This is a genomic window from Hymenobacter qilianensis, from assembly GCF_014489555.1.
Classification (GTDB): Bacteria; Bacteroidota; Bacteroidia; order Cytophagales; family Hymenobacteraceae; genus Hymenobacter; species Hymenobacter qilianensis.
Genome location: NZ_CP060784.1, coordinates 2,191,607 through 2,216,781 on the forward strand (window position 1 = coordinate 2,191,607; position 25,175 = coordinate 2,216,781).

Annotated in this window: 22 protein-coding genes, 4 tRNA genes and 2 pseudogenes; 25 read left to right on the forward strand and 3 right to left on the reverse strand. The window is 50.8% G+C overall.

The annotated features are described in order from the left end of the window. Positions 1–29 precede the first annotated feature (29 nt). The 7 genes from H9L05_RS10125 (at position 30) to nadD (ending at position 5,376) form a co-directional block, all read left to right on the forward strand. Positions 30–797 (forward strand): glycosyltransferase family 2 protein, encoded by a 768-nt coding sequence (locus H9L05_RS10125; RefSeq protein WP_187734049.1) that lies wholly within the window; start codon positions 30–32, stop codon positions 795–797. Beyond that, positions 794–1,837: a glycosyltransferase family 9 protein gene (locus H9L05_RS10130; RefSeq protein WP_187734050.1), complete on the forward strand. Its 1,044-nt coding sequence runs from the start codon at positions 794–796 to the stop codon at positions 1,835–1,837. Before H9L05_RS10125 ends, H9L05_RS10130 begins: the two co-directional genes overlap by 4 nt. Positions 1,838–1,889: 52 nt before the next feature. Continuing rightward, complete coding sequence (locus H9L05_RS10135) at positions 1,890–2,999, forward strand: O-antigen ligase family protein (protein ID WP_187734051.1); 1,110 nt, start codon at positions 1,890–1,892, stop codon at positions 2,997–2,999. A 226-nt stretch (positions 3,000–3,225) separates the two neighbouring features. Next, on the forward strand, positions 3,226–3,870 hold the full coding sequence (locus tag H9L05_RS10140; RefSeq protein WP_166073307.1) for a sigma-70 family RNA polymerase sigma factor: 645 nt from the start codon (positions 3,226–3,228) through the stop codon (positions 3,868–3,870). 22 nt (positions 3,871–3,892) lie between these two features. Beyond that, positions 3,893–4,177: a hypothetical protein gene (locus H9L05_RS10145; protein ID WP_187734052.1), complete on the forward strand. Its 285-nt coding sequence runs from the start codon at positions 3,893–3,895 to the stop codon at positions 4,175–4,177. Positions 4,178–4,186: 9 nt separating this feature from the next. After that, the gene (gene gmk / locus H9L05_RS10150; protein ID WP_187734053.1) at positions 4,187–4,771 is read left to right on the forward strand and encodes a guanylate kinase; all 585 of its coding nucleotides are present in this window, start codon (positions 4,187–4,189) and stop codon (positions 4,769–4,771) included. Next, positions 4,771–5,376 (forward strand): nicotinate (nicotinamide) nucleotide adenylyltransferase, encoded by a 606-nt coding sequence (gene nadD, locus H9L05_RS10155; protein ID WP_187734238.1) that lies wholly within the window; start codon positions 4,771–4,773, stop codon positions 5,374–5,376. The genes gmk and nadD overlap by 1 nt, the downstream gene beginning before the upstream one ends. A 57-nt stretch (positions 5,377–5,433) precedes the next feature. On the opposite strand, the gene frr is transcribed toward nadD, so the two are convergent. The 3 genes from frr to H9L05_RS10170 all read right to left on the reverse strand — a co-directional run bounded on the left by frr (position 5,434) and on the right by H9L05_RS10170 (position 7,442). Next, positions 5,434–5,997: a ribosome recycling factor gene (frr, locus tag H9L05_RS10160; RefSeq protein ID WP_187734054.1), complete on the reverse strand. Its 564-nt coding sequence runs from the start codon at positions 5,995–5,997 to the stop codon at positions 5,434–5,436. Between the two features lie 97 nt (positions 5,998–6,094). After that, positions 6,095–6,871, reverse strand: coding sequence for a UMP kinase (pyrH, locus tag H9L05_RS10165; RefSeq protein ID WP_187734055.1), 777 nt, complete (start codon positions 6,869–6,871; stop codon positions 6,095–6,097). A 67-nt stretch (positions 6,872–6,938) separates the two neighbouring features. Next, entirely contained in the window at positions 6,939–7,442 is a 504-nt protein-coding gene (locus tag H9L05_RS10170) for a biotin/lipoyl-containing protein (RefSeq protein WP_187734056.1), read from the reverse strand. 97 nt (positions 7,443–7,539) lie between these two features. Here H9L05_RS10170 and H9L05_RS10175 point away from each other — a divergent pair, with 97 nt between their 5' ends. The 18 genes and pseudogenes from H9L05_RS10175 to rpsL all read left to right on the forward strand — a co-directional run bounded on the left by H9L05_RS10175 (position 7,540) and on the right by rpsL (position 25,159). Continuing rightward, positions 7,540–9,339, forward strand: a complete 1,800-nt coding sequence (locus H9L05_RS10175; RefSeq protein ID WP_187734057.1) for a M1 family metallopeptidase — start codon at positions 7,540–7,542, stop codon at positions 9,337–9,339. A gap of 65 nt (positions 9,340–9,404) precedes the next feature. Then, positions 9,405–9,764 (forward strand): HEAT repeat domain-containing protein, encoded by a 360-nt coding sequence (locus tag H9L05_RS10180; RefSeq protein WP_187734058.1) that lies wholly within the window; start codon positions 9,405–9,407, stop codon positions 9,762–9,764. Positions 9,765–9,805: 41 nt separating this feature from the next. Further along, on the forward strand, positions 9,806–10,138 hold the full coding sequence (locus H9L05_RS10185) for a hypothetical protein (protein WP_187734059.1): 333 nt from the start codon (positions 9,806–9,808) through the stop codon (positions 10,136–10,138). A gap of 249 nt (positions 10,139–10,387) precedes the next feature. Next, positions 10,388–10,470, forward strand: a tRNA-Tyr gene (locus tag H9L05_RS10190). A gap of 99 nt (positions 10,471–10,569) precedes the next feature. Further along, positions 10,570–10,642, forward strand: a tRNA-Gly gene (locus tag H9L05_RS10195). Positions 10,643–10,717: 75 nt separating this feature from the next. Further along, a tRNA-Thr gene (locus H9L05_RS10200) sits at positions 10,718–10,789 on the forward strand. Positions 10,790–10,962: 173 nt separating this feature from the next. Next, entirely contained in the window at positions 10,963–12,153 is a 1,191-nt protein-coding gene (tuf, locus tag H9L05_RS10205) for an elongation factor Tu (RefSeq protein ID WP_187309859.1), read from the forward strand. 117 nt (positions 12,154–12,270) lie between these two features. Next, positions 12,271–12,341, forward strand: a tRNA-Trp gene (locus H9L05_RS10210). 50 nt (positions 12,342–12,391) lie between these two features. Further along, a complete protein-coding gene (gene secE / locus H9L05_RS10215; protein ID WP_133271645.1) occupies positions 12,392–12,586 on the forward strand; it encodes a preprotein translocase subunit SecE in 195 nt (64 codons plus the stop codon). Positions 12,587–12,597: 11 nt separating this feature from the next. Further along, complete coding sequence (gene nusG / locus H9L05_RS10220; protein ID WP_133271646.1) at positions 12,598–13,158, forward strand: transcription termination/antitermination protein NusG; 561 nt, start codon at positions 12,598–12,600, stop codon at positions 13,156–13,158. A 128-nt stretch (positions 13,159–13,286) separates the two neighbouring features. Further along, positions 13,287–13,729, forward strand: a pseudogene (gene rplK, locus H9L05_RS10225) (50S ribosomal protein L11). A gap of 21 nt (positions 13,730–13,750) precedes the next feature. After that, entirely contained in the window at positions 13,751–14,446 is a 696-nt protein-coding gene (rplA, locus tag H9L05_RS10230) for a 50S ribosomal protein L1 (RefSeq protein WP_133271648.1), read from the forward strand. A 17-nt stretch (positions 14,447–14,463) separates the two neighbouring features. Further along, positions 14,464–15,018 (forward strand): 50S ribosomal protein L10, encoded by a 555-nt coding sequence (gene rplJ, locus H9L05_RS10235; RefSeq protein WP_187734060.1) that lies wholly within the window; start codon positions 14,464–14,466, stop codon positions 15,016–15,018. A 68-nt stretch (positions 15,019–15,086) separates the two neighbouring features. After that, positions 15,087–15,467 carry a 50S ribosomal protein L7/L12 gene (gene rplL, locus H9L05_RS10240; RefSeq protein WP_187734061.1) on the forward strand — a complete coding sequence of 127 codons (381 nt, stop codon included), beginning with the start codon at positions 15,087–15,089 and terminating at the stop codon, positions 15,465–15,467. A gap of 202 nt (positions 15,468–15,669) precedes the next feature. Then, positions 15,670–19,559 (forward strand): annotated as a pseudogene (gene rpoB, locus H9L05_RS10245) (DNA-directed RNA polymerase subunit beta). A gap of 115 nt (positions 19,560–19,674) precedes the next feature. Next, positions 19,675–24,024, forward strand: coding sequence for a DNA-directed RNA polymerase subunit beta' (gene rpoC, locus H9L05_RS10250; protein WP_187734062.1), 4,350 nt, complete (start codon positions 19,675–19,677; stop codon positions 24,022–24,024). Between the two features lie 151 nt (positions 24,025–24,175). Next, positions 24,176–24,463: a DUF3467 domain-containing protein gene (locus H9L05_RS10255; protein ID WP_187734239.1), complete on the forward strand. Its 288-nt coding sequence runs from the start codon at positions 24,176–24,178 to the stop codon at positions 24,461–24,463. 267 nt (positions 24,464–24,730) lie between these two features. Further along, positions 24,731–25,159, forward strand: coding sequence for a 30S ribosomal protein S12 (rpsL, locus tag H9L05_RS10260; protein WP_084445982.1), 429 nt, complete (start codon positions 24,731–24,733; stop codon positions 25,157–25,159). The last annotated feature ends 16 nt before the right edge of the window (positions 25,160–25,175 follow it).

The following is a 25,175-nucleotide window of genomic DNA, read 5'->3' on the forward strand; positions in this document are numbered from 1 at the left end:
CTGGTCTTAATTCTGGATATTTGCCCCCCATGCCAGTTTCCCTGTCCGTCGTCATTATTACTTTCAATGAAGAGCGCAACATCGGCCGCTGCCTGGACGCGCTCGGCGACATAGCCGACGAGGTAGTAGTGGTCGACTCTTTCTCGACTGATGCGACGGTAAGCATCTGCCAGAGTCGCCAGGCGCGGGTTATTCAGCATGCCTTTGCCGGCTACGTGGAGCAGAAGAACTTTGCCACGGCCCAGGCTCGCTTCGATTATGTGCTTCAGCTCGATGCCGACGAAGTGCTGACGGATGAGCTGCGCCAAAGTATCCGGGCGGCAAAGCAGAACTGGCAGGGCGCGGGCTACACCCTGGCTCGCCTCACCAACTATTGCGGCACCTGGGTGCGCCACGGCGGCTGGTACCCCGACCGCAAGCTGCGCCTCTACGACCGCCGCCTGGGCCGCTGGACTGGCTTGCTCCTGCACGAGCGCTACGAGGTGGCTGAGGGGCAAAATGTGGGCATTTTAGCGGGCGACTTACTCCATTACTCCTACGACTCGGTGACCCAGCACATTGCGCAGCTCAACCGTTTCACCAGCATTGCCGCCGAGGAGCTGACTCTGCGTGGTAAGCAAAATGCTACGCTTTTTCATTTACTGCTGAAGCCCATCTGGAAGTTCGTGCACGGTTATTTTCTGCGTCTGGGCTTTCTAGATGGTTTTGCCGGCCTGTGCATTGCCAGCATTTCTGCGGGGGGCGTTTTTCTGAAATACGCCAAGCTGCGCACCCAATCGATACCTCCTGCTAAATGAAAACCTTTCTGGTAAGCCGGACCGACGCCATTGGTGACGTGGTGTTGACCTTGCCCGTTTGCGGGCAGTTGAAGCGCTTATTTCCGGGCTGTCGGGTAGTCCTGATCGGCCGCACGTACACACAAGCCGTGGCAGAGGCCTGTCCGCAGGTTGATGCGTTTATCAATGTAGATGAGCTGCTGAAAATGCCCCCCAATGCACAAATTGCGTTGCTAAGGGCAGAGGAAGCCGCCGCTATTATTCATGTTTTTCCCAATAAAGCACTGGCCCGGCTAGCCCGGCAAGCAGGTATTGCGGTACGTATCGGCACGCGCAACCGCTGGTTTCATTGGCTGACTTGCAATCGGCTGGTAGCACTGAGCCGCCGTCACTCCCCCTTGCACGAAGCTCAGCTGAATCTGCAATTGCTGCGTCCGTTAGGTGCGCCTAAAGCCAATTTGCCCTTAGCTGAAGTAGCAACACTAAGCAATTTACAGCCCGCAGAACCATTGGGGGGCAATTTCAGACAGCTTCTTCAGACTCGTAAAGCCGGGCAGCTCAATGTTATCCTGCATCCCAGCTCGCGCGGCAGTGCCCGCGAATGGGGCCTCGATCATTTCGGGAGCTTAGCTCAACTACTACACCAAGCCGGGCATCGCGTATTCATTACCGGAACGGCTGCCGACGGCGAAATGCTGCGCCCGTGGCTGACTGCCCATGCCGCCGCTCTGACCGCAGACTTAACCGGACAACTCTCTCTGCCTCAGCTTCTAGCTTTCATTCACGCCTCCGATGGCTTGGTAGCGGCCAGTACGGGCCCGTTGCATCTGGCCGCCGCGCTGGGCCGACATGCGTTAGGCATTTATCCGCCCCTGCGGCCTACCGACCCCGGGCGATGGGCGCCGCTCGGGCCTCATGCTGAGTACATCGTGTTCGACCGTCCCAACTGCACCGATTGCCGGACGCAGCCCGCGGCGTGCACTTGTGTGCGTGCAATTCAGCCGGCGCAGGTGTTGGCACGTATTTCGGGGTGGCAACCGTTAGCTATTTCTGCATCCTGATATTTTGGCGTTAATCTCTCATTCTGCTCCTCCTATTTCCCTATTGCCAAGTTTGCGTCAAGCCTGGCAACAAGGTCGCATATCGCAATACCTGTTGTTGCTGGCTTGTGTAGCTGGAGTATCCGGCCTTTTTGCTTCACGGGCATTGGTAGCCCTGAGCCCGCTGGTAGGCGTAGCCGCCGCCGTAGCCAACCCCAATGCACGGCTGGTTTTGGCGCAATGGCTACGTAATAAAGCAGCTTGGAGCTTGGCTCTTTTGTACCTGCTGTTGGTAGTAAGTAGCTTGTACACTGAAGACTGGTCAGTTTGGCGGCACCAGATGTATCGGCAGCTTCCGCTGATAGGGGTGCCGCTGGCCTTTGCCCTGGCTGTGCCGCTAAGTGGCCGTCAGCGCTATGCAGTGGGTTGTTTGTTCGTGGCTGGGGCAGCACTTATAGGCGGCGCTACGGTTGTTCGTTATTTGCTTAATCCGCTAGCTAATAACGAACTGATAATGATGGGCCAGAATACGCCTTCCGTAACGGGCATTTTTCACATTCATTTCGGCTTGATGCTGGCCTTAGCTGCTTACTTCGGCCTGTTGTTGAGTGGTAGCAAGTATGCGGGGAAAGTAGCGCGGGTGCTGCTGGTTCTGGGGGGCATTTCTTCGGCTGTTGCGCTGCACGTGTTGGCTTATCGAACGGGGCTGCTGGTACTGTATGCCGCTTTACTGGTAAATGGAGTGCTGCTCATTGTTAGGCAGCGGCGCTTTCTGCTGGGGGGCATTTTGCTGGCCTTCCTGTTCATTGTGCCATTCCTGACTTATAATTTTCTCACCTCTTTCCGCTACCGGGTGCTGGGCACGGCCTACGATATAGCCCAGTTTTCAGCCGATCAGGATATCAATGATTTTTCGGTATCGCAGCGCTTTGCTGCCTGGGAAACGGCCCGTGTAATTACCACTTTCCGGCCGTGGGTGGGCGTGGGCCTTGCCGATGTGCGCGTGGAAATGATGCGCCAGTACGAATGGCGCGACTACGGGCTGGAGCCCGCTAACCGCGTTATGATTCATAATCAATACTTACACTACCTAGTAGGGGGGGCGTCATCGGATTATTTCTTTGGCTACTGGTTCTGCTTGGACCGCTGGCGCAACCTAGTTTGCGTAGAAACCCGTACGTGATACATTTCCTGGTCGTAATGGGCACCGGAATGCTGGTTGATTCACTGTTGGAGCTACAAATTGGCTTCAACTTATTCGTGTTTCTTTACAGTTTTCTTGTAGTAGCTGGTGAGCGACACAGCCAAGAGGCTGTTGCGAACCTTCCCTGAGCGAACGGGTATAGTAGTATACGTTTCTTGGCCGATTGTCCTTTTTTGGTGATATTCGGCCGTAATTTTTAGCCTCCATGAGCGATTCTCCCGAACGGGTACCCAAGCTGAGCAAGGAAGAAAAAGACCGGCGGTTTCAGGCCGAACTGATGCCGGTGCTCGACCCGCTCTACAACTTTGCCTACCGCCTTACTCTCGACGAAGACGATGCCAACGACCTCGTGCAGGAGACCTATTTGAAGGCCTATCGGTTCTTTGAGTATTTCGAACAGGGAACCAACGCGAAAGCGTGGCTGTTTCGCATCCTGAAAAACTCGTTCATCAACGACTTCCGAAAAAAGAGTAAGCAACCCGCCAAAGTCGACTACAGCGAAATTGAGGGTTACTACAATACGGAAGACGTAGAAGCCGAGGGCGACGTGGGAAGCACGTCGTCGGATATGCGGCAGCAGTCTGTGCGCGACCTTATCGGTGATGAGGTAGCCAGCGCGCTCAACTCGCTGCCCGTAGATTTCCGCACCGTCATTATTCTCTGTGATCTGGAAGGGTTTACTTATGAAGAAATGGCCAAGGTGCTGGATATTCCTATCGGTACAGTGCGTTCTCGTTTGCACCGGGCTCGTAACTTCCTGAAAGAAAAATTAGAAAAATACGCTAAATCAATGGGCTATGGCAACGAACAAGAAAACGACGCTGACGCTCTCCTCACAGACGAAGATTAATAACAATATTTCTGGCTCCCTTATGGAAACTACCTCTACCACAGCCCCCAACCAGCAAGTCGCCGCTTCTGGTCCTGATTGCGAACGTGTGAACACGATTCTCGACCAAATTATCGTGGGGCAGGATCCCAATGAGGAGGATGAAGAATATTTCATCCATCACGCCGAAGACTGCTCTCCTTGCTTCGATAGCATTGATAAACAGCAGGTTTTCGTTGGTTTCCTTAATGAGAAAGTAGGTCGTAAGGGCGCCCCTTCTTCACTTCCCCACACCATTATGGCGAGAGTTCAGGCAGAAATGGCCTAATTTCGCTTCATGCAGGGTAAAATCATCGTGTTTTCGGCCCCCTCCGGAGCCGGCAAAACTACTATAGTCCATCGGCTGCTGGAGCGGGTTCCAGAGCTAAGCTTTTCAATTTCGGCTTGCACCCGCGATCGGCGCGGTCGCACTGAAGCCAACGGCAAGGACTATTATTTCATCTCCGTTCAAGAATTTCAGGAGAAAATCCGCCACGATGAGTTTGTCGAGTGGGAAGAGGTATATGAGGGGGCTTTTTATGGTACCCTCAAATCTGAAATTGAGCGCATCTGGGAGAGCGGTAAGCACGCCGTCCTGGATGTTGATGTTAAAGGTGGATTGAGTATCAAAGAGTTTTACAAAGACCGCGCATTAGCAGTATTCGTAAAACCACCCTCGCTGGAAGTATTAGAAGAACGACTAAAATCGCGTGCCACCGACTCAGCGGCCAGCATATCGGCCAGGCTGTATAAGGCAAACTTTGAGCTTACGTTTGAGGACCGATTTGATGTAACCATCGTCAACGACGACCTTGATGAGGCCATGGCTCAAGCGCAAAAGCTGGTACGTGAGTTTATAACGGCCGAACCTGCCATTCTGTGATTTCGGGCCCATCGTCGTCAGAGCGAGAGCATAAAAAGGTAGGATTGCTTTTCGGCTCGTTCAATCCTATTCATACTGGCCACCTCATTTTGGCGCATTTTATGGCTACCCACACCGATCTGGACGCGGTATGGCTGGTAGTGTCGCCCCAAAGTCCATTTAAGGTGGGCCAGGAAATGCTGCCCGAAGAAGAACGGCTGGCGCTGGTTGAGCTGGCAATTGCCGACAATGACCGGCTACGGGCTCTCGATATTGAGGCGCACATGCCTAAGCCCAGCTATACCATCGATACGCTCGACGAGCTGGTTCGTCTTCATCCGCAGCATCGGTTTGTGCTGCTAATGGGCGAAGACAATTTGCCTGATTTGCCGCGCTGGAAGCAGGCCGACCGTATTCTGGCCGAGCACGAGGTATATGTGTATCCCCGGCCCGACGTCGATTCCACGAACTTGAAAACGCATCCCAGCGTGCGCGTAGTAGAGGCTCCCTTGCTTGATATCTCTGCCACGTTTATCCGAGATTGTGTGCGAGGCGGCAAGTCAATTCGCTACCTAGTTCCTGATTCAGTAGAGAAAAGAATTCTGACTGCCGGTTATTGGCAGTAACATCAAAAAAGCCCCCAGACTAGTCTGGGGGGCTTTTTTGATGAAGGAAAACAAAAATCAAACTGTCATGATCTCGGCTTCCTTCTTACTCATCAGATCGTCAATCTTGGTGATGTAGCTGTCAGTGGCTTTCTGAACTTTAGCTTCGGCATCCTTCACTGCGTCTTCAGCCGCACCTTCCTTCAGTAGCTTACGCAACGACTCGTTCACGTCTTTACGAATACCCCGGATGCGTACCTTACCGCCTTCCGATTCGTTTTTCACCTGCTTCACTAGGTCGCGGCGGCGCTCCTCTGTCATCGGGGGAATGTTCAGGCGAACACCTTCCGCATCTGACTGAGGATTCAGACCTAAGTCACTGTTCTTGATGGCCTTTACGATCTCACCTACAATGTTTTTTTCCCAGGCTTTGATATAGAGCGAACGAGCATCGGGAGCGGAAATATTCGCTACTTGGCTAATAGGAGTAGGCGTACCGTAGTAGTCTACGCGCAAGCCTTCCAGCATAGCCGGTGAAGCCTTTCCAGCCCGTATGCGACTCAGCTCTAAGTTGGTGTGTTGCAGGGCCTTCCCCATCGATTCCTCCGCCTCGCTCAGATAAAACTGAATTTCTTCGTCCATTGTGGAAATATTGAAAGTTAAAAGTTGAGTGCTGAAGAGGGCTGCTGATTAATCCAGTGGCCACTATTCAGAACGCATGATTTTAGGTGTGCGAATATTACGCGGGTAAATTCAGGTTAGGCTGTAGACTGCTGTGCTTGGCCTCCAGAATTTGCCCCCCAGCGCCTTCCATCGATACCCGCGTACCGATGTTCTCGCCGTCGATCAGCCGCTGCAGGTTGCCGGTTTTGTTCATGTCAAATACCACGATAGGCAGGTTATTTTCCTTGCAGAGCGTGAAAGCAGTCATGTCCATCACGTTCAGGTTCTTCTCTATCACCTCATCGAATGAGATTTCGGGGAAGCGCACAGCGGAAGGATCTTTCTCCGGGTCGGCCGAGTATATGCCGTCTACCCGCGTACCTTTTAGTACCACGTCGGCCTCAATCTCGATGGCGCGCAATGAAGCGGCCGAATCGGTGGTAAAGTAAGGCGAGCCTATACCAGCCCCAAAAATAACTACGCGGCCTTTTTCTAAGTGCCGTAGCGCCCGCCGCCGGATGTACGGCTCGCATACCTGCTGAATAGTAAGGCCGGAAAGCAGGCGAGTGTTCACCTCAAGCTTTTCGAGGGCGCTCTGCAAGGCCATAGAGTTGATGACCGTAGCCAGCATACCCATATAATCGCCCTGCACCCGGTCGAGACCAAAGGTTTCGGCTTGTACGCCCCGGAAGATATTGCCGCCACCGATTACTACTGCCAGCTGGGTGCCCGTAGCCGCCACAGCCTTTATTTCTTCAGCATACTGCATCAGTCGAGTGGCGTCGATACCGTATTGCTGTTGGCCCATCAGCGCCTCACCGCTTAGCTTGAGCAGAATTCGTTTGTACTTCAAAGTGGTGGAAGTTGGTGAATGAGATGCTTAAAAAATGGGTAGCTTCTACTACCCATTCCAAACGCCTTTATGTGAACTGTACGAGCACTTGTCCCTTCTGCACGTTATCGCGCAGATTTATTTTAATGGCACCAATCGTAACGTCGCTGGGCGCTTTTAGAATGTTCTCCATTTTCATTGCTTCCAATACCAGAAGCGGGTCACCCTTTTGTACCGTTTGGCCGGTCTCTACCCGAATATCCACAATCAGACCAGGCATCGGCGCTTTTAATTCGTGCACTTTACTAGTCGCGGCATTGCTCATACCTAGCTTATCGAGCAGCAAGTCGAAGCGGTCTTTGGCCTGCAAATCAACGATTCGATTGTTCAGCTTTAACTGAAGTGCTTTGGCGGCGTAATCAATAGTGATTAGCTCGGCAGAGTAGGAGCGGCCTTCATATAGTATGTGGTAGCGGCCGGCGCCCAGCGGTACCACATCCCAATTAAAGGGCGCATTATCTACGGTAATAGAGCCGTTGGTCTGGTACTCAATGTCCCATACTTGATTGGGTCCGGTGCGTACTTGCAACATAGGGGAGGGGCGGTAAAAGACGGAAAGGGGCTTAAAGATAGGCCAAATCTGAAATAATTTCGGAACTTTAGCCATCCTTTCCTTATTGCCACCCAGCATGAAATACTCGGTCCTCGGCGCTCTTAGCCTGGTCCTTACATGTCACTTCGGGGCTCCGGCTCAGGCGGTGAAATCCAATAAGCCGGCGACGAATAAGGCTGCTACAAGCAAAAAAGCTTCTGCTGCTGCTGCCTCACCAGCTGCCCAATCGGCTCCAGTTGCCCCTTTAGTAGTGCCTTCCTGGTTGCCCCCCAGTAACCCCGTACAGCCATCGGCTACCATCCTCACCGACGTACTCGATACGAAACTCGATGTACGGTTTGATTGGGCCAAACAACAGTTGCTTGGCACCGCTTTGCTCACGCTACGCCCGCACTTCTATACCCAGAACCAAGTTGTACTTGACGCCAAAGGTTTCGATATCAAAAACGTGCGTTTGGTTACGGGCAATAAAGACAAAACGCTTACTTATGGCTACGACAAGCGTAAGCTGACAATCAATTTGGATCGTCAATACACGCGCTCTGAGACGTACCTGATTCGCATCAGCTACGTCGCTAAGCCCAACGAATTGCCTGCCAATGGCAGCGCAGCCATTACTTCCGACAAGGGCTTATACTTCGTGAATCCGCTGGGCACCGAGAAAAACAAGCCCAAGCAAATCTGGACACAAGGAGAAACTGAGGCTAATTCATGCTGGTTTCCGACCATCGATAAGCCAAATCAGCGGATGACGCAGGAAATTGCCATGACGGTAGAGGCGCAATACAAAACGCTCTCGAATGGTCTGCTGATTTCTTCTAAAAAGAACTCCGACGGCACCCGCACCGATGTATGGAAGCAGTCGTTGCCCGCAGCTCCTTACCTGACCATGATGGCCGTCGGCAATTTTGCCGTAGTGAGCGACAGTTGGAGAGGCAAAACAGTGGACTATTATGTCGATCCACAGTATCAAAGCACGGCCAAGGCAGTATTCGGGAATACGCCCGAAATGATGGAGTTCTACTCCCAGAAACTCGGCGTAGACTTTCCGTGGGAGAAGTATTCCCAGATTGCCGTGCATGATTTCGTGTCGGGAGCAATGGAAAACACGACGGCGGTTACGTTCGAACAGTCTATTGTGCAGCGCTCGGCCCGCGACATTCAGGATATGACTTACGACGCCGAGTCAACCATCACCCACGAGTTGTTCCATCACTGGTTCGGCGATTATGTCACGAGCGAGTCGTGGGCCAATCTGCCGCTTAATGAGTCGTTTGCAGATTATTCGGAGTTTCTGTGGGCAGAGCACAAGTATGGTGCTGATGCCGCCGCTTTAGTACAGCAGAAGAGCTTAGGTCAATATTTAGACGAAGCAAGAAGTAAGCGAGAGCCACTTGTGCGCTATCAGTATGCCAGCCAAGAAGATATGTTTGACCGTCATTCCTATAATAAGGGCGGGCGGGTGCTGCATATGTTGCGCAAGCATGTCGGTGATGAAGCCTTTTTCGCTTCTCTGAATCGTTATTTAACCCAACACAAATACACTTCTGTTGAGCTATCCGAGTTGCGTACGGCGTTCGAGGACGTGACCGGCGAAGACTTAATGTGGTTCTTCGATCAGTGGTTTCTACAACGGGGCCATCCTGAGTTGCGCGTTACCCATAGCTATGCTGGGGGGCAAATTGCGTTACGTGTTCAGCAATTACAGGATTCTACCTTCTCGCCTATCTACCGTTTGCCCATTACCATCACAACGTGGGCAAACAATCAAGCTACCGACCATCGAATCGTGGTCACGAAAGCCAACCAAACCTTTCATTTACCCGCCAGTCAGCGTCCTGCCTTGGTGAAATTTGATTCTGGGGGCAATTATTAGCTGATATCGATGAGGAGTTAACGCAAGATGAGTTGCTCTATCAGTACTACCACGCTCGCAACTACTTGCAGAAATACGAAGCCATTGAAAAGCTGCGCCCAAAGCTCGCGGACTTAGCGGTGAGCGGGATGATGCGCAACGCCCTGAATGATAGCTTTTGGGCCGTGCGCCAAGCCGCAGCAGAAGCGCTCCGGCGCTACAAAGGACCGGAAGGAAATGCTGTACGAATGGAATTACAACGTGTAGCAACTGCAGATAAGAAAAGCCAAGTCCGGGCCGCTGCATTAGCAAGCCTATCCTCCTTTCAGAATGAGGATTTTGGGTCTGTATACACTGTTGCTCTGGCTGACAGCTCCAATCTGGTGGTTAGTGCCGCTATCAACGCTCTTGCCAAGGCCCCACAATCGAATCGAGAGCACAAATAAACAAGCTTCAGGAAAAAGCCAGCCCCAGCTTATTAGGCGCTTTGTCAAATTACTACGCCCTCAATGGTAGCGTTGATCAATACCAATGGTATTTGGGCCGCATGAGCGAAGTAAGCGACGAAGATCTATACGAATCTTACTTGCAGAACTTTGCCACTTTCATGTTGCGAATGCCTCCTGTGGAGCGCGATAAAGGAGTGCAGCGCTTAGAAAGCTATGCCCGCTCACACTCGCGTGACATTGTTCGGCTCGGTGCCTACAAGGCATTAAGCACCATGGTTTCCAGCATGCCAGCTCTAAAAACAACACTTCAGGACATTCGCACAAAAGAAAAAGACCCCAACCTGAAGACCATGTATACATTGCTTCAATAAAGAGAAGGTAATCCTTTGTGACTCTCAGGCAGGCAATTGACTTTAAAATTAGCTGTTACGCTACAGTGCCGTGGGGGCATATTCGAAAAATGCCCCCACACAAAGAAAAAATATTGAAAGCTTTTCGCTCGTGAGCTTGACTTACATCAGAAAGCCGTTAATTTTGCAACTCCTTTTGCCACCCTACCACTTAGGATGGTTGTTTTAAAAGGGAAAATCTTCTCTATAAATGGTAGAGAAAATACACTTGGGGAGGTTCCAGAGCGGCCAAATGGGACAGACTGTAACTCTGTTAGCGTAAGCTTTCGAAGGTTCGAATCCTTCTCTCCCCACAGAGTAAGTTCAGGAATGTGAGAATTGAATTGTTAGAACGGTGGCTATTAGGCCACTTTCCTCAACAGTTCAATTCTCGAATTTCTAAGCTTAATATCGCGGGAGTAGCTCAGTTGGTAGAGCGACAGCCTTCCAAGCTGTAGGTCGCGAGTTCGAACCTCGTCTCCCGCTCTTTGTCCTTTATTAGTCTTGCCTCAATGCTTAGTTGTGGTAAGTCTCCTGGAAGATGAAAAGCATTTATACCAAGCCGTTTTAGCTCAGTGGTAGAGCACTTCCTTGGTAAGGAAGAGGTCATGGGTTCAAATCCCATAAATGGCTCACAATATCTAATACTAATACCGGCGGAGCAGCGCGACTGCACCGTTTGGATCTGTCAGCAAGATAAAGCGACATGCAGATGCTTTAAAAATAGCGCTGCGTTTCGCTTTCTTGTAGGTTAGCTCAGTCGCGTTTTCCTCTCATCACCACTACATTTCTCTAATCTCATTACAATGGCTAAAGAAAATTTTGATCGTTCCAAACCGCACGTGAACATCGGTACCATCGGGCACGTCGACCACGGCAAAACAACCCTGACCGCTGCTATCACCACGGTATTGGCGGGCAAAGGTTTGGCCGCTAAGCGTGACTTCTCCTCAATCGACAATGCTCCTGAGGAAAAAGAGCGTGGTATCACTATCAACACGGCTCACGTTGAGTACGCTACCGAAAACCGTCACTATGCACACGTTGACTGCCCTGGTCACGCTGACTATGTGAAGAACATGGTAACGGGTGCTGCTCAGATGGACGGTGCTATCCTAGTTGTAGCTGCTACTGATGGCCCAATGCCTCAGACCCGTGAGCACATCTTGTTGGCTCGCCAGGTTGGTGTACCTCAGTTGGTAGTGTTCATGAACAAAGTCGACATGGTCGACGACCCTGAGTTGCTCGAACTCGTTGAGATGGAAATCCGCGAGCTGCTCTCTTTCTATGACTTCGACGGCGACAATATTCCAGTTATTCAGGGTTCTGCTCTGGGTGGCCTGAATGGTGATGCTGCTTGGGTTCCTAAGATTGAGGAATTGATGGCTGCCGTTGATAGCTTCATTCCGATTCCTGCTCGTCTGACCGACCTGCCCTTCCTGATGCCTGTAGAGGACGTGTTCTCTATCACAGGTCGTGGTACGGTAGCAACTGGTCGTATTGAGCGTGGTATCATTAACTCTGGTGAGCAGGTTGATATCCTCGGTATGGGCGCTGCCCCCGGCTTGAAGTCGACGGTTACTGGTGTGGAGATGTTCCGCAAGATCCTTGACCGTGGAGAAGCTGGCGACAACGTAGGTCTGTTGCTGCGTGGTATTGAAAAAGAAGCCATCCGTCGCGGTATGGTTATTTGCAAGCCAGGTTCTGTAACTCCTCACCAGAAGTTTAAGGCTGAGGTTTACGTTCTGTCGAAGGAAGAAGGTGGTCGTCATACACCATTCTTCAACAACTACCGTCCTCAGTTCTATCTGCGTACTACTGACGTTACTGGTATCATCACTCTGCCAGAAGGCGTAGAAATGGTAATGCCCGGCGACAACATCACTATTCAAGTGGAGTTGATCAGCAAAGTAGCTATGGAGAAAGGTCTTCGTTTCGCTATCCGCGAAGGTGGCCGGACCGTAGGAGCTGGTCAGGTAACTGAAATCCTCGACTAATTATTAGTAGTCAATACGATCCGCCTCCGATTTTTCGGGGGCGGATTTGTTTTGAACCTATATTACCTTACATTTGCACTCCCAATTGAGGCTTTTGTTTCATGGGGTGCATTTTTTACGGGCGTAGTTCAAGGGTAGAATAGAGGTCTCCAAAACCTTTGATGGGAGTTCGAATCTCTCCGCCCGTGCGAAAGGACCGTTATGCGGTCAAATCTTAAAGCCTAACCTGGCTCCAGACATGAGTAAGCTGACAAATTACATCCGCGAGACTACTGAGGAGATGCGCTACAAAGTAACGTGGCCATCTTTTGAGGAACTGCAGAAGAGTGCCGGTTTGGTACTACTTGGCTCACTCATCTTTGCTGCTGTTGTTGGTCTGATGGACTTAGTGTTCAATACAGGCTTGGAGGCTTTTTACAATTCATTCCGTTAATCGGCTGATCAATGGGAGAATTGAAATGGTATGTAGTTCGCTCTGTAAGCGGACAGGAGAAGAAAGCTAAGCAGTATTTAGAAACCGAGCTTGGCCGACACAATCTGACGGAAATGGTACCACAGGTGCTGATTCCAATCGAGAAAGTGTTCGAGATGCGTAATGGAAAGAAGCGCGTTCGGGAGCGTAATCTGTATCCAGGCTACATCATCATTCACGCGGACCTTACCCACGGTGAAGTCGATCATATTATCACCAGTACCCCAGGAGTTATTGGCTGGGTAGGTGATAAGGATAGCAAAACAGCCTCTAGCAAACCTGCTCCATTACATATTTCGGAAGTCAACCGCATCCTAGGTATTGTAGACGAACAGGAAGAGCAAACAGCTTCACTAGAAACTCCTTTCATTACTGGTGAGCTGGTAAAAGTGATTGATGGCGCGTTTAGTGGATTTTCTGGTACTGTTTCAGAAGTATTTGAAGAGCGTAAGAAACTCAACGTAATCGTTAAGATATTCGGTCGTAGCACTCCGATGGAGTTGAGCTATACTCAGGTAGAGAAAGAATCATAGTTGTAAGAATTTATCGTCGCTGGCTAGTCGCTTCGAGCCAGTGATGCTTCCACATAGTATTTCGAAGCAAATTTTAAACTGAGGGCTCACGGTGTTACGACCTGCAAGCCTGAAGCCTTTTAACCCCAATGGCCAAAGAAATTAGAGGTTATCTGCGACTGCAGATAAAGGGAGGCGCTGCGAATCCTTCGCCGCCGGTTGGACCTGCACTTGGTAGCAAAGGCCTTAACATCATGGAGTTTTGCAAGCAGTTCAATGCTCGCACCCAGGATAAGGCCGGCCAAGTATGTCCCGTTTTGATCACCATGTACACCGACAAGTCTTTTGACTTTGTGGTGAAAACGCCCCCGCGCCGGTATTGCTGCTCGAAGCTGCAAAGATCCAAAGCGGGTCGAAGGAGCCTAACCGTAACAAGGTAGGTTCTGTTACCTGGGATCAGGTGCGCCATATTGCTGAAACCAAAATGGCTGACCTCAATGCATTCAAGATTGAGTCGGCTATGAAGCTTGTGGCTGGTACAGCCCGTAGCATGGGTATCACCGTCAAGGGCGATTCTCCCTTTGCCAACTAACTTTTAAACCTAGAAAAGCTCATGGCAAAAGTTAGCAAGAAACGCAAGGAAGCCCTTGCCAAGCACGACCTGACGCAAGTACGTTCATTGGTTGAGGCAGCGAAAATAGTGAAGGACATTACCTACACTAAGTTCGACTCATCTGTTGATATCGACGTGCGTCTAGGCGTTGATCCCCGTAAAGCCGACCAAATGGTGCGTGGCGTAGCTACGTTGCCACATGGTACCGGCAAAACTGTTCGTGTACTAGCTCTAGTAACCCCCGACAAAGAAGCCGAAGCAACTGCTGCTGGTGCTGACTTTGTTGGCCTTGATGACTACATCTCGAAAATCGAGAAGGGCTGGACTGACATCGACGTGATTATCACGATGCCATCCGTAATGGCTAAAGTAGGTCGTTTAGGTCGTGTGCTCGGTCCCCGTGGCCTGATGCCTAACCCTAAGTCGGGTACTGTTACTACTGACGTAGCCAAAGCTGTTCAGGAAGTGAAAGCTGGTAAAATCGACTTTAAAGTTGACAAGACTGGTATCATTCACTGCAGCGTAGGCAAAGTATCCTTCGACGACAACAAGCTCGCCGAAAATGCTTTCGAAGTAATTCAAACGCTAACACGTCTGAAGCCTTCGTCAGCTAAAGGTACCTACATCAAGAGCATCACGCTTTCGAGCACGATGAGCCCGGCTGTTCCGGTAGACACGACGGTAACTTCCGCCTAACTAACTGACGACGAACTATGACCCGGGAAGAAAAACAAGACCTCGTCAACGAGTTGAGCGAAAAGTTTCAATCGCACAACGCGTTCTATATCACGGATGCATCTACGATGTCCGTGGCGAAGATCAACGATTTCCGTCGCCTGTGCTTTAACCGCGGGATGGAGTACAAAGTGTACAAGAACACGTTGATCCGTAAAGCTCTCGATACCCTCGGTGGTGATACTACCGAGATGGATGAGGCTTTAAAAGGCCAATCAGGCATTCTGTTCTCGAAAGAGTCAGGTAATGCACCGGCCAAATTGTTGAAGGATTTCTACAAGCAGCAGAACTACGCTAAAACTGTAGTTCCGAAGCCAGCCCTAAAGGGCGCATTTATCGACAGCGGCGTTTACGTTGGCGTTGATAAGCTAGAAATGCTCAGCACACTTAAAGGCAAGCAGGAACTCCTCGGCGAAATCGTCGGCCTGCTGCAATCGCCTGCCAAGAATGTTATCTCTGCCCTATCGAGCGGCGGCAGCAAGCTGGCTGGTATCCTTAAGACACTTTCCGAAAAAGAAGAGGTTGCAGGCTAACCGCTGCTCATCTTTTTCACTTTCAATTTCCAAACGATTCAATAACCTTTTTTTAACAATCTACAGAAATGGCAGATTTGAAAGCATTCGCTGAGCAGCTCGTTAGCCTGACGGTGAAAGAAGTAAACGAACTGGCTACTATCCTGAAAGACGAGTATGGCATCGAGCCTGCTGCGGCTGCTCCAGTAATGATGGCCGGTGGTGGCGGTGGCGCTGCTGCTGACGCTCCTGAGGAAAAAACCTCGTTCGACGTAATCCTGAAGGCTGCCGGCGGCGCTAAGCTGGCTGTAGTTAAATTGGTAAAAGACCTGACTGGTCTTGGCTTGAAAGAAGCTAAAGAACTAGTTGACGGTGCTCCTAAGCCTTTGAAAGAAGGTGTTACCAAAGACGAAGCCGACACGCTGAAGAAGCAACTGGAAGAAGCCGGCGCTGAAGTAGAAGTTAAGTAAGCTGCGGCCCGCTTTTTCTCCTATAAACTTGGATAGGCCTGGCAACTAAGCCAGGTCTTTTCCTGTTTGTAGGCTATAAGTTTTAATAAAATGCCCCCAGCGCCGCATTGCGGCTTTTCGTGCCTACGGGTACGTAGATGGGAATGGTCAGGTTGACCAGAGTTAGTAAGCTTCAGTGTCCATTTCTTAAGACCCAAACGCATTGGCTACACCGAAAGCAGAGGCTTTGCAGAAAGCCGTTGAGCGAATCAATTTCGCCAAGATTAAAAAAGTTATCGAGTATCCGGACTTCTTGGACGTGCAGTTGCAGTCGTTCCAAGATTTCTTTCAGTTGGAAACTGCGGCCGAAAGCCGTGCCGACGAAGGCCTATTCAAGGTGTTCGCGGAGAACTTTCCAATATCGGACTCGCGCGAGAATTTTGTGCTGCAGTTTATGGATTATCACGTCGACCCGCCGAAATATTCGGTCGACGAGTGCATTGACCGTGGCCTAACTTACTCAGTACCGTTAAAGGCTAAGCTACGTCTTATCTGCAACGATACAGATAATGAGGATTTCGAGACGATTGAGCAGGAAGTGTTTTTGGGAAATATCCCTTACATGACCGAAAAAGGCTCTTTCGTTATCAATGGTGCCGAGCGTGTAATTGTATCTCAGTTACACCGTTCGCCAGGTGTATTCTTTGCTCAGAGCAAGCATACCAATGGTACCAAGCTATACTCAGCCCGTATTATCCCTTTCAAAGGTTCGTGGATTGAGTTTGCTACGGACGTGAACAACGTCATGTATGCTTACATAGACCGAAAGAAGAAATTCCCAGTTACAACCTTGCTTCGTGCTATCGGTTACGGCACTGACAAAGACATTCTAGACTTGTTCGGTTTGTCGGAGGAAGTGAAGGCTGAGAAGAAGAGCTTAAAGAAAGCAGTAGGTCGTAAGTTGGCTGCTCGGGTACTACGCACCTGGACTGAAGACTTTGTGGACGAGGATACCGGTGAAGTTGTTTCAATCGACCGTAACGAAGTTCTATTAGAGCGTGACTCGACTATCCAGGAGGAGGACATAGATGTAATCCTGAATGCGGGTCCAAAGTCTATCATTCTCCATAAGGAGAATGTGAACATCGCTGACTTCGCCATTATTTATAACACACTGCAGAAGGACAACTCCAACTCGGAGAAGGAGGCTGTGGAGCAAATATATCGTCAGCTCCGTAATACGGAAGCTCCTGACGAGGAAACTGCTCGCGACATCATCCAGAAACTGTTCTTCTCTGATAAGCGCTACGACCTCGGCGACGTTGGTCGCTATCGTATCAATAAGAAGCTTGGCCTCGACAAGAACTGGGAAGCACGGGTATTGACTAATGAGGACATTGTTCTAATTGTTAAATATCTGATCGGTCTTATCAACTCGAAGGCTGTAGTCGATGATATTGACCACTTATCGAATCGTCGGGTACGTACGGTAGGGGAACAGCTTTACGCTCAGTTTGGCGTAGGTCTGGCTCGTATGGCGCGTACGATTAAGGAGCGCATGAACGTGCGCGATAACGAGGACTTTAAGCCAGTTGATTTGATCAACGCGCGTACGCTGTCGTCAGTTATCAACTCCTTCTTCGGCACCAACCAGCTTTCTCAGTTCATGGACCAGACCAACCCGCTGGCCGAGGTGACGCACAAGCGTCGCGTATCGGCACTGGGGCCAGGAGGTCTGTCACGTGAGCGTGCTGGTTTCGAAGTACGTGACGTACACTACACTCACTACGGGCGTCTGTGTACCATCGAAACTCCGGAAGGACCCAACATCGGTCTGATTTCTTCGCTGTGCGTTCACGCTCGCGTGAATGGCATGGGCTTTATCGAAACGCCTTACCGTGCTGTAAAAGAAGGTAAAGTAGACGTAAGCCATGAAGTGAAGTACCTGACCGCTGAAGAAGAAGATACTCACCACATCGCGCAGGCTAACGCCCGCATCGATGATAAGGGTAACTTCTTGTCAGAATTGGTAAAAGGCCGCTTCGAAGGTGACTTCCCAGTGGTTGAGCCAGCAGAGTACTCTTACATGGACGTTGCACCGAACCAGATTGTATCGGTAGCTGCTTCGTTGATTCCATTCCTGGAGCACGATGATGCTAACCGTGCACTGATGGGTTCGAACATGCAACGTCAGGCTGTGCCATTGCTCCGCCCAGAGGCTCCTATCGTGGGCACGGGACTGGAAGGTCGTACGGCTATCGACTCACGCACGCTAGTTGTAGCTGAAGGCGACGGTGAAATTGATTATGTAGACGCTAATAAGATCATCGTTCGCTATGATTTGACTGCTGAAGATGTACTTGTAAGCTTCGATGCTGAGCGAGTATCATACGACCTGATCAAGTTCCGTCGTACTAACCAAGACACATGCATTAATCTTACGCCGCTGGTTAAGAAAGGCCAGCGTGTAACGAAGGGCGAGCCGCTATGTGAAGGCTATGGCACGAACAAGGGTGAGCTAGCTCTCGGCCGTAATATGCAGGTGGCCTTTATGCCATGGCAGGGTTACAACTTCGAGGATGCTATCGTAATCTCGGAGCGTGTCGTTCGTGATGATATTTTCACCTCTATCCACATTGAGGAATTCGAGCTAGAAGTTCGGGAGACGAAGCGAGGGGAGGAAGAGTTGACGTCTGAAATTCCAAACGTAAGTGAAGAAGCTGTCCGTAACCTCGACGACAACGGTATTATCCGTTTGGGCGCAGAGGTGAAAGAAGGGGATATCCTCATTGGTAAGATTACCCCTAAGGGCGAAACTGATCCAACGCCGGAAGAAAAGCTGCTTCGCGCCATCTTTGGTGACAAAGCTGGTGATGTGAAAGACGCCTCGCTTAAGGCGCCGCCATCCTTGAATGGTGTTGTTATTGGCACTAAGCTATTCTCACGTCCTAAGAAAGACAAGAACCTGCGCGCTAAGTCGAAGAAGGAAGTAGAAGAGTTGAAAGACCGCTACGCCCAAGAGCTTCGTAGCGTGAAGGCAGTAATGGTTGATAAACTGGTGCAGCTTCTGGAGGGCAAAACCTCACAGGGTGTGAAGCACAAGTTTGGCGATGAGATCTTGTCTAAAGGTGTGAAGTTTGGTAAGAAGAACGTCACTGAGGCGCTCTTCCCGAGAAGAACCCTTATAAGGATGAGAGCAACTACGCTGTACCGGAAGAGGTAAATATGTTCAAGGATCTGATCCTGGAGAACTGGACCGCTGACGAGAAAGTGAATAGCATGCTGCTGCAATTGGTGAAGAACTACGCCAAGCGTCGCAACACTATCACGGCTCGTTTCAAGCGCGACCGGTTTACCTTGGAAGTAGGTGATGAACTCCCCGCAGGTATTGTGCAGCTGGCCAAAGTATACATCGCCAAGAAGCGTAAGCTGAAGGTGGGGGACAAAATGGCTGGTCGTCACGGTAACAAGGGGGTGGTAGCCCGCATCGTGCGCGATGAGGATATGCCTTTCTTGGCTGATGGTACGCCAATGGACATAGTGCTTAACCCGCTCGGTGTACCAAGCCGCATGAACATCGGTCAGATTTATGAGACTGTACTTGGTTGGGCTGGCTTGAAGCTAGGTCGCACCTATGCTACCCCGATTTTCGATGGTGCTACCGAAGAGGAAGTATCACGTGAGTTGGCGGAAGCAGGGTTGCCGCACTTCGGTCGCTCTTACTTACACGATGGTTTGACTGGCCAACAGTTTGACCAGCCAGTAACGGTGGGTGTTATCTATATGCTGAAGCTGGGTCACTTAGTGGATGATAAGATGCACGCTCGCTCTATCGGACCATACTCGCTCATTACGCAGCAGCCGCTGGGTGGTAAAGCGCAATTTGGTGGTCAGCGCTTCGGCGAAATGGAAGTGTGGGCGTTGGAGGCCTTCGGTGCGTCGAACGTGCTGCAGGAAATTCTGACGGTGAAGTCGGACGACGTTGTCGGCCGGGCCAAAGCTTACGAAGCCATCGTGAAGGGCGACGTGCTACCCAAGCCAAATATCCCCGAGTCATTCAACGTGCTCATTCATGAGCTACGTGGTCTGGCACTGGAAATCACGCTTGACTAATTAGAAAAGGCGCGGTTCGCTTCCAAGCAATTGGAACGGGCCGCGCCAGCTCTAGTGTTACGATAGGCTGCAAAGCACATTTTACTTCTGACATAGTTTTTAGAAAAACGACAGTATGGCGTTTGCAAAGAATAAAAAACTGGTGCAGGACTTCTCGAAAGTCACTATCTCTCTGGCCTCGCCCGAATCCATTCTGGAGCGGTCGAATGGGGAAGTAGTGAAACCCGAGACGATCAACTACCGGACGTACAAGCCTGAAATGGGCGGCCTATTTTGCGAGCGGATTTTCGGTCCTGTGAAGGACTGGGAATGCCACTGCGGCAAATACAAGCGCATCCGTTACAAGGGCATTATCTGCGACCGTTGCGGCGTGGAGGTGACTGAGAAGAAGGTGCGTCGGGAGCGGATGGGTCACATCGAGCTGGTGGTACCTGTTGCTCATATCTGGTATTTCAAGTCCCTGCCCAATAAAATCGGTTACTTGCTGGGCTTGCCTACCAAGAAGCTTGATCAGATTATCTACTACGAGCGCTATGTGGTAGTTCAGCCTGGTGTATTAGCTGAAGAAGGCGTACAACAGCTTGACTTTCTCACCGAAGATGAGTACTTGGACATCATCGATAAACTTCCCCGGGAGAATCAGATGTTGCCTAATGAGGACCCTAATAAGTTTATTGCCCGTATGGGAGCTGACGCGCTGCAACTTCTGTTGGAGCGTACTAACCTCGACGAGCTTTCCTATAGCCTACGTGACTCTGCCGCCCACGAGACTTCACAACAGCGTAAAGCTGATGCGTTGAAGCGTCTGCGGGTAGTAGAAGCTTTCCGCGACGCAGCTACTCGTATCGAGAACAAGCCTGAGTGGATGGTTATTCGTATGGTGCCAGTGATTCCACCGGAACTGCGTCCGCTTGTTCCATTGGATGGGGGGCGTTTTGCTACCTCTGACTTGAATGATCTGTATCGTCGCGTTATTATCCGTAACAACCGCCTCAAGCGCCTAATTGAAATTAAGGCTCCTGAGGTGATTCTACGGAACGAGAAGCGCATGCTCCAGGAAGCTGTGGACTCGCTCTTCGACAACTCGCGTAAGGTTAATGCGGTGCGCGCCGAAGGTAACCGGGCTCTGAAGTCGCTGTCCGATATGCTGAAAGGCAAGCAGGGCCGCTTCCGTCAGAACTTGCTCGGTAAGCGTGTTGACTACTCTGGCCGTTCGGTTATTGTAGTTGGTCCTGAGTTGAAGCTGCATGAGTGCGGTCTGCCTAAGAACATGGCAGCTGAGCTGTTTAAGCCATTCATTATCCGTAAGCTCATTGAGCGCGGTATAGTGAAGACGGTAAAATCAGCAAAGAAGATCGTTGATCGTAAGGATGCTGTAGTGTGGGATATTCTGGAGAACGTGCTGAAAGGTCATCCAGTCCTGCTCAACCGTGCTCCTACCTTGCACCGCTTAGGCATCCAGGCATTCCAACCTCGTCTGATCGAGGGTAAGGCTATTCAGCTGCACCCACTTGTTTGTACAGCATTCAACGCTGACTTTGACGGTGACCAGATGGCTGTGCACGTTCCGCTCGGACCGGCTGCTATCCTGGAAGCTTCAACGCTGATGCTGGCTTCGCATAACATTCTGAACCCAGCCAACGGCGCACCCATCGCGGTACCGTCGCAGGACATGGTACTCGGTTTGTATTATGTGACTAAAGGCAAGCGCAGCACTGATGAAGAGCAGGTACAAGGCGAAGGCCGTATCTTCTACTCGGACGAAGAAGTTGTAATTGCTATCAACGAAGGTCAACTTTCAAAGCACGCTATTATTAAGGTGCGTACGAAAGTGCGGAACGAGAACGATGAACTTGTCACCAAGATCATCGAGACCGTAGCCGGTCGTGTTCTGTTCAACCAGCTGGTTCCGGAGGAAGTGGGCTTCGTTGACGAACTGCTAACTAAGAAGAAGCTTCAGCAGATCATCTCGCTCGTGTTTAAGCGTACGGGCATGGCCCGCACGGCTCAGTTCCTCGATGACATCAAGACGCTGGGCTTCCAGTCGGCTTACAAAGGTGGTTTGTCGATGGGTCTGGGTGATATTCAGATTCCAAAGGAGAAGGATGCCCTTATCGCTCAGGCTCAGGCCGACGTGGTAGCGGTAACCCAGAACTACCAGATGGGTCTGATTACTGACAACGAGCGTTACAACCAGGTTATCGACATCTGGACGCGTATCAACAACCAGATCACGGAGACACTCATGGGCCGCCTCGAAAAGGAGAACCAGGGCTTCAACTCGATCTACATGATGATGCACTCCGGTGCCCGTGGCTCGCGCGAGCAGATTCGTCAGCTCGGCGGTATGCGTGGTCTGATGGCTAAGCCACAGAAGTCGTTGCAAGGTTCGGTAGGTGAGATTATCGAAAACCCGATTCTGTCTAACTTCAAAGAAGGCCTGGACGTTATCGAGTACTTCATCTCCACCCACGGTGCTCGTAAAGGTCTGGCCGATACGGCATTGAAAACGGCTGATGCTGGCTACCTGACTCGTCGTCTGGTAGACGTATCGCAAGACGTTATTGTAAACGAAGTAGACTGCGGTACTCTCCGTGGCCTTGAGGTTTCGGCATTAAAGGACAACGAGGATATCGTAGAGTCACTCGCTGAGCGTATCCTGGGTCGTGTAGCAGTTCACAACGTTGTGAATCCGCTGAATGACGAGATAATCTTGGCTGCTGGTGAGGAAATCACGGAGGAAATCACTCGTTTGATTGACAATACAGCTATTGAGACGGTGGAAATCCGCTCAGTACTGACTTGTGAATCGAAGCGTGGTATCTGCGCCAAGTGCTATGGTCGTAACCTGTCTTCTGGCCGTATGGTACAGAAAGGTGAGGCTGTTGGTGTAATTGCTGCTCAGTCTATCGGAGAGCCTGGTACTCAGCTTACCCTGCGTACTTTCCACGTGGGTGGTACTGCCTCCAACATTGCTGTTGAGGCTAGCATCCGTGCTAAATTCTCTGGTGCTGTTGAGTTCGAAGACATTCGGACAGTAGCTACTACTACTGACGAAGGTGTGAAGGGCAAGGTAGTAATGGGTCGCTCGGGCGAAGTTCGGATTGTAGATTCTGCCACTGGCAAAGTCTTCATCTCGAACCACGTTCCTTATGGCTCTTTCCTGATTGTTGACGAAGGTCAGCAAGTAGAGAAAGGCGATGAGCTTTGCAACTGGGATCCTTACAACGCTGTCATCCTTTCGGAGTTCGATGGTACTGTTCAGTACGACGCTATCACAGAAGGTATCACCTACCGTGAGGAATCAGATGAGCAGACAGGTCACCGCGAAAAGGTTATCATCGAGTCGAAAGCCAAAGATCAGAACCCATCTATCATCGTTAGAGCTGGTAAGAAAGGCGATACCGAAGGTCAGAAAGGCTATAGCATCCCAGTAGGCTCTCACCTAAACGTGGAGAATGGCGACAAGATCAAGGCTGGTCACATTCTGGCTAAGATTCCTCGTGCCATTGGTAAGACTCGCGACATCACCGGTGGTCTGCCACGTGTGACGGAGCTGTTCGAAGCCCGTAACCCATCGAACCCAGCTGTTGTGTCGGAAATCGACGGTGTGGTAACGTATGGTACAGTGAAGCGTGGCAACCGTGAAATCTTCATTGAGTCGAAAGACGGCGTGAAGAAGAAGTACATGGTGCCCCTGTCCAAGCACATTTTGGTGCAGGACAATGACTTCATCCGTGCTGGTATGCCGCTTTCCGATGGTGCTATCACGCCATCCGACATCCTGAGCATTCAGGGCCCGGGTGCTGTGCAAGAGTACCTCGTGAATGAGATTCAGGAAGTATATCGCTTGCAGGGTGTAAAAATCAACGATAAGCACATTGAGGTGGTAGTTCGCCAGATGATGCAGAAGGTGGTTATCCTCGACGCCGGCGACACGACTTTCCTCGAAAATCAGGTGATCGACAAGATCGTCTTCATGGAGGAGAACGATACCATCATCGACATGAAGGTGGTAACCGACGCGGGTGACTCTACGGAGTTGAAGCCTGGTCAGATTGTGAGTGCCCGCCGCCTCCGCGACGAGAACTCCAGCCTGAAGCGTCGCGACCTGAAACTGGTGGAAGTGCGCGACGCGCAGCCTTCTGTTTCGCGTCCGACCCTGCAAGGTATCACCCAAGCCTCGTTGGGCACGCAGAGCTTCATTTCGGCCGCTTCCTTCCAGGAGACGACTAAGGTGCTTAGCGAAGCTGCTATCCGTGGCAAGGCCGACGAACTGCTTGGCCTGAAGGAGAACGTAATTGTTGGTCACCTCATCCCGGCTGGTACCGGCCTGCGCGAGTATACTCGTCAGGTTGTGGGCTCGAAGGAAGAGATGGAAGCGGCTGCCGCTGCACCCAAGGCTGACACTGAAACGAAGCGCCCCGCTCGCGCAAGCAAGCGTGAGGCTTCCATTCAGGAGTAGTATTTGATACGTGAGTAAAGAGAAAAGCCGACTGGATACTTTCCGGTCGGCTTTTCTCTTTTCACTAATTTTGACATCATTCTATTATTTGCCCCCAACCTTATCCTATGAATCAACCTCCTGACCAAAATGCCCCCAGGACCCGAACGCAATCAATATTGAACTGTCAGAACAAATTGCGGAAGGTGAGTACGCCAATCTGGCTATGATAGCGCATAGCAGCGGGGAGTTTGTTATTGACTTTATCCGATTGATGCCGGGCTTGCCAAAAGCGAAGGTTAAAGCTCGCATTGTGATAACGCCAGAGCATGCTAAGCGCCTGCTAGCTGCGCTAGCCGATAACGTAGACCGCTTCGAGCAGACATTTGGCCCAATAAAAACGCAGCCTGATATGCCAAACTTCCCCATGAACTTTGGGGGTACGATGGGAGAGGCATAAACATTATAAGTAAGCTGAACCTTATCATGGTCTTCGCAGCTTATTTATAAACAACCCGAAAAAGCCCCCCAGCCGCTGTTTGTGGCTTTTGGAGGCGATTATGAGAGTGTTAGACAAGGTTAAGTGCAGCGAGAGATAAGTCACTTGCAGTAAAGCACTTTCCCTAAAACAAACTATTTCAACCTGTTTGCTATTGTAAAGCAACTTCTATACCTTTGCAAGCCTAATTTTTTGGGAGAGAACCCTCCTTGACAAACCATTCCGTAGATGCCTACCATCAATCAGTTAGTACGAAAGGGAAGAGAAAAGCTGACGACTAAGTCAAAGTCGCCGGCACTCGATTCCTGCCCGCAGCGCCGTGGCGTTTGCACCCGTGTATATACCACTACGCCCAAGAAGCCAAACTCGGCGATGCGTAAAGTCGCTCGTGTGCGTCTCACCAATGGCAAAGAAGTCAACGCCTACATTCCAGGCGAAGGCCACAACCTGCAGGAGCACAGCATCGTGCTGATTCGCGGTGGCCGCGTGAAGGACCTTCCTGGTGTACGTTACCACATCATCCGCGGTGCTCTTGACACGGCTGGAGTAGGTGGTCGTACCCAGCGTCGTTCGAAGTATGGCGCTAAGCGTCCGAAGCCAGGGCAGCCCGCTGCAACCGGCAAAGGCGGCAAGCCAGCACCCGGCAAGAAAAAGTAATTAAATAAGAGATGAG

Coding starts and splice junctions, on each gene's coding strand:
- frr (WP_187734054.1), bottom strand. CDS start 5,997: ATGGACGAAGAAATTCAGTTTTATCTGAGCGAGGCGGAGGAATCGATG.
- nusG (WP_133271646.1), top strand. CDS start 12,598: ATGGGAGAATTGAAATGGTATGTAGTTCGCTCTGTAAGCGGACAGGAG.
- gmk (WP_187734053.1), top strand. CDS start 4,187: ATGCAGGGTAAAATCATCGTGTTTTCGGCCCCCTCCGGAGCCGGCAAA.
- H9L05_RS10145 (WP_187734052.1), top strand. CDS start 3,893: ATGGAAACTACCTCTACCACAGCCCCCAACCAGCAAGTCGCCGCTTCT.
- H9L05_RS10140 (WP_166073307.1), top strand. CDS start 3,226: ATGAGCGATTCTCCCGAACGGGTACCCAAGCTGAGCAAGGAAGAAAAA.
- H9L05_RS10130 (WP_187734050.1), top strand. CDS start 794: ATGAAAACCTTTCTGGTAAGCCGGACCGACGCCATTGGTGACGTGGTG.
- H9L05_RS10170 (WP_187734056.1), bottom strand. CDS start 7,442: ATGTTGCAAGTACGCACCGGACCCAATCAAGTATGGGACATTGAGTAC.
- H9L05_RS10175 (WP_187734057.1), top strand. CDS start 7,540: ATGAAATACTCGGTCCTCGGCGCTCTTAGCCTGGTCCTTACATGTCAC.
- rplA (WP_133271648.1), top strand. CDS start 13,751: ATGGCAAAAGTTAGCAAGAAACGCAAGGAAGCCCTTGCCAAGCACGAC.
- rplJ (WP_187734060.1), top strand. CDS start 14,464: ATGACCCGGGAAGAAAAACAAGACCTCGTCAACGAGTTGAGCGAAAAG.
- rplL (WP_187734061.1), top strand. CDS start 15,087: ATGGCAGATTTGAAAGCATTCGCTGAGCAGCTCGTTAGCCTGACGGTG.
- H9L05_RS10125 (WP_187734049.1), top strand. CDS start 30: ATGCCAGTTTCCCTGTCCGTCGTCATTATTACTTTCAATGAAGAGCGC.
- rpsL (WP_084445982.1), top strand. CDS start 24,731: ATGCCTACCATCAATCAGTTAGTACGAAAGGGAAGAGAAAAGCTGACG.
- rpoC (WP_187734062.1), top strand. CDS start 19,675: ATGGCGTTTGCAAAGAATAAAAAACTGGTGCAGGACTTCTCGAAAGTC.
- tuf (WP_187309859.1), top strand. CDS start 10,963: ATGGCTAAAGAAAATTTTGATCGTTCCAAACCGCACGTGAACATCGGT.
- secE (WP_133271645.1), top strand. CDS start 12,392: ATGAGTAAGCTGACAAATTACATCCGCGAGACTACTGAGGAGATGCGC.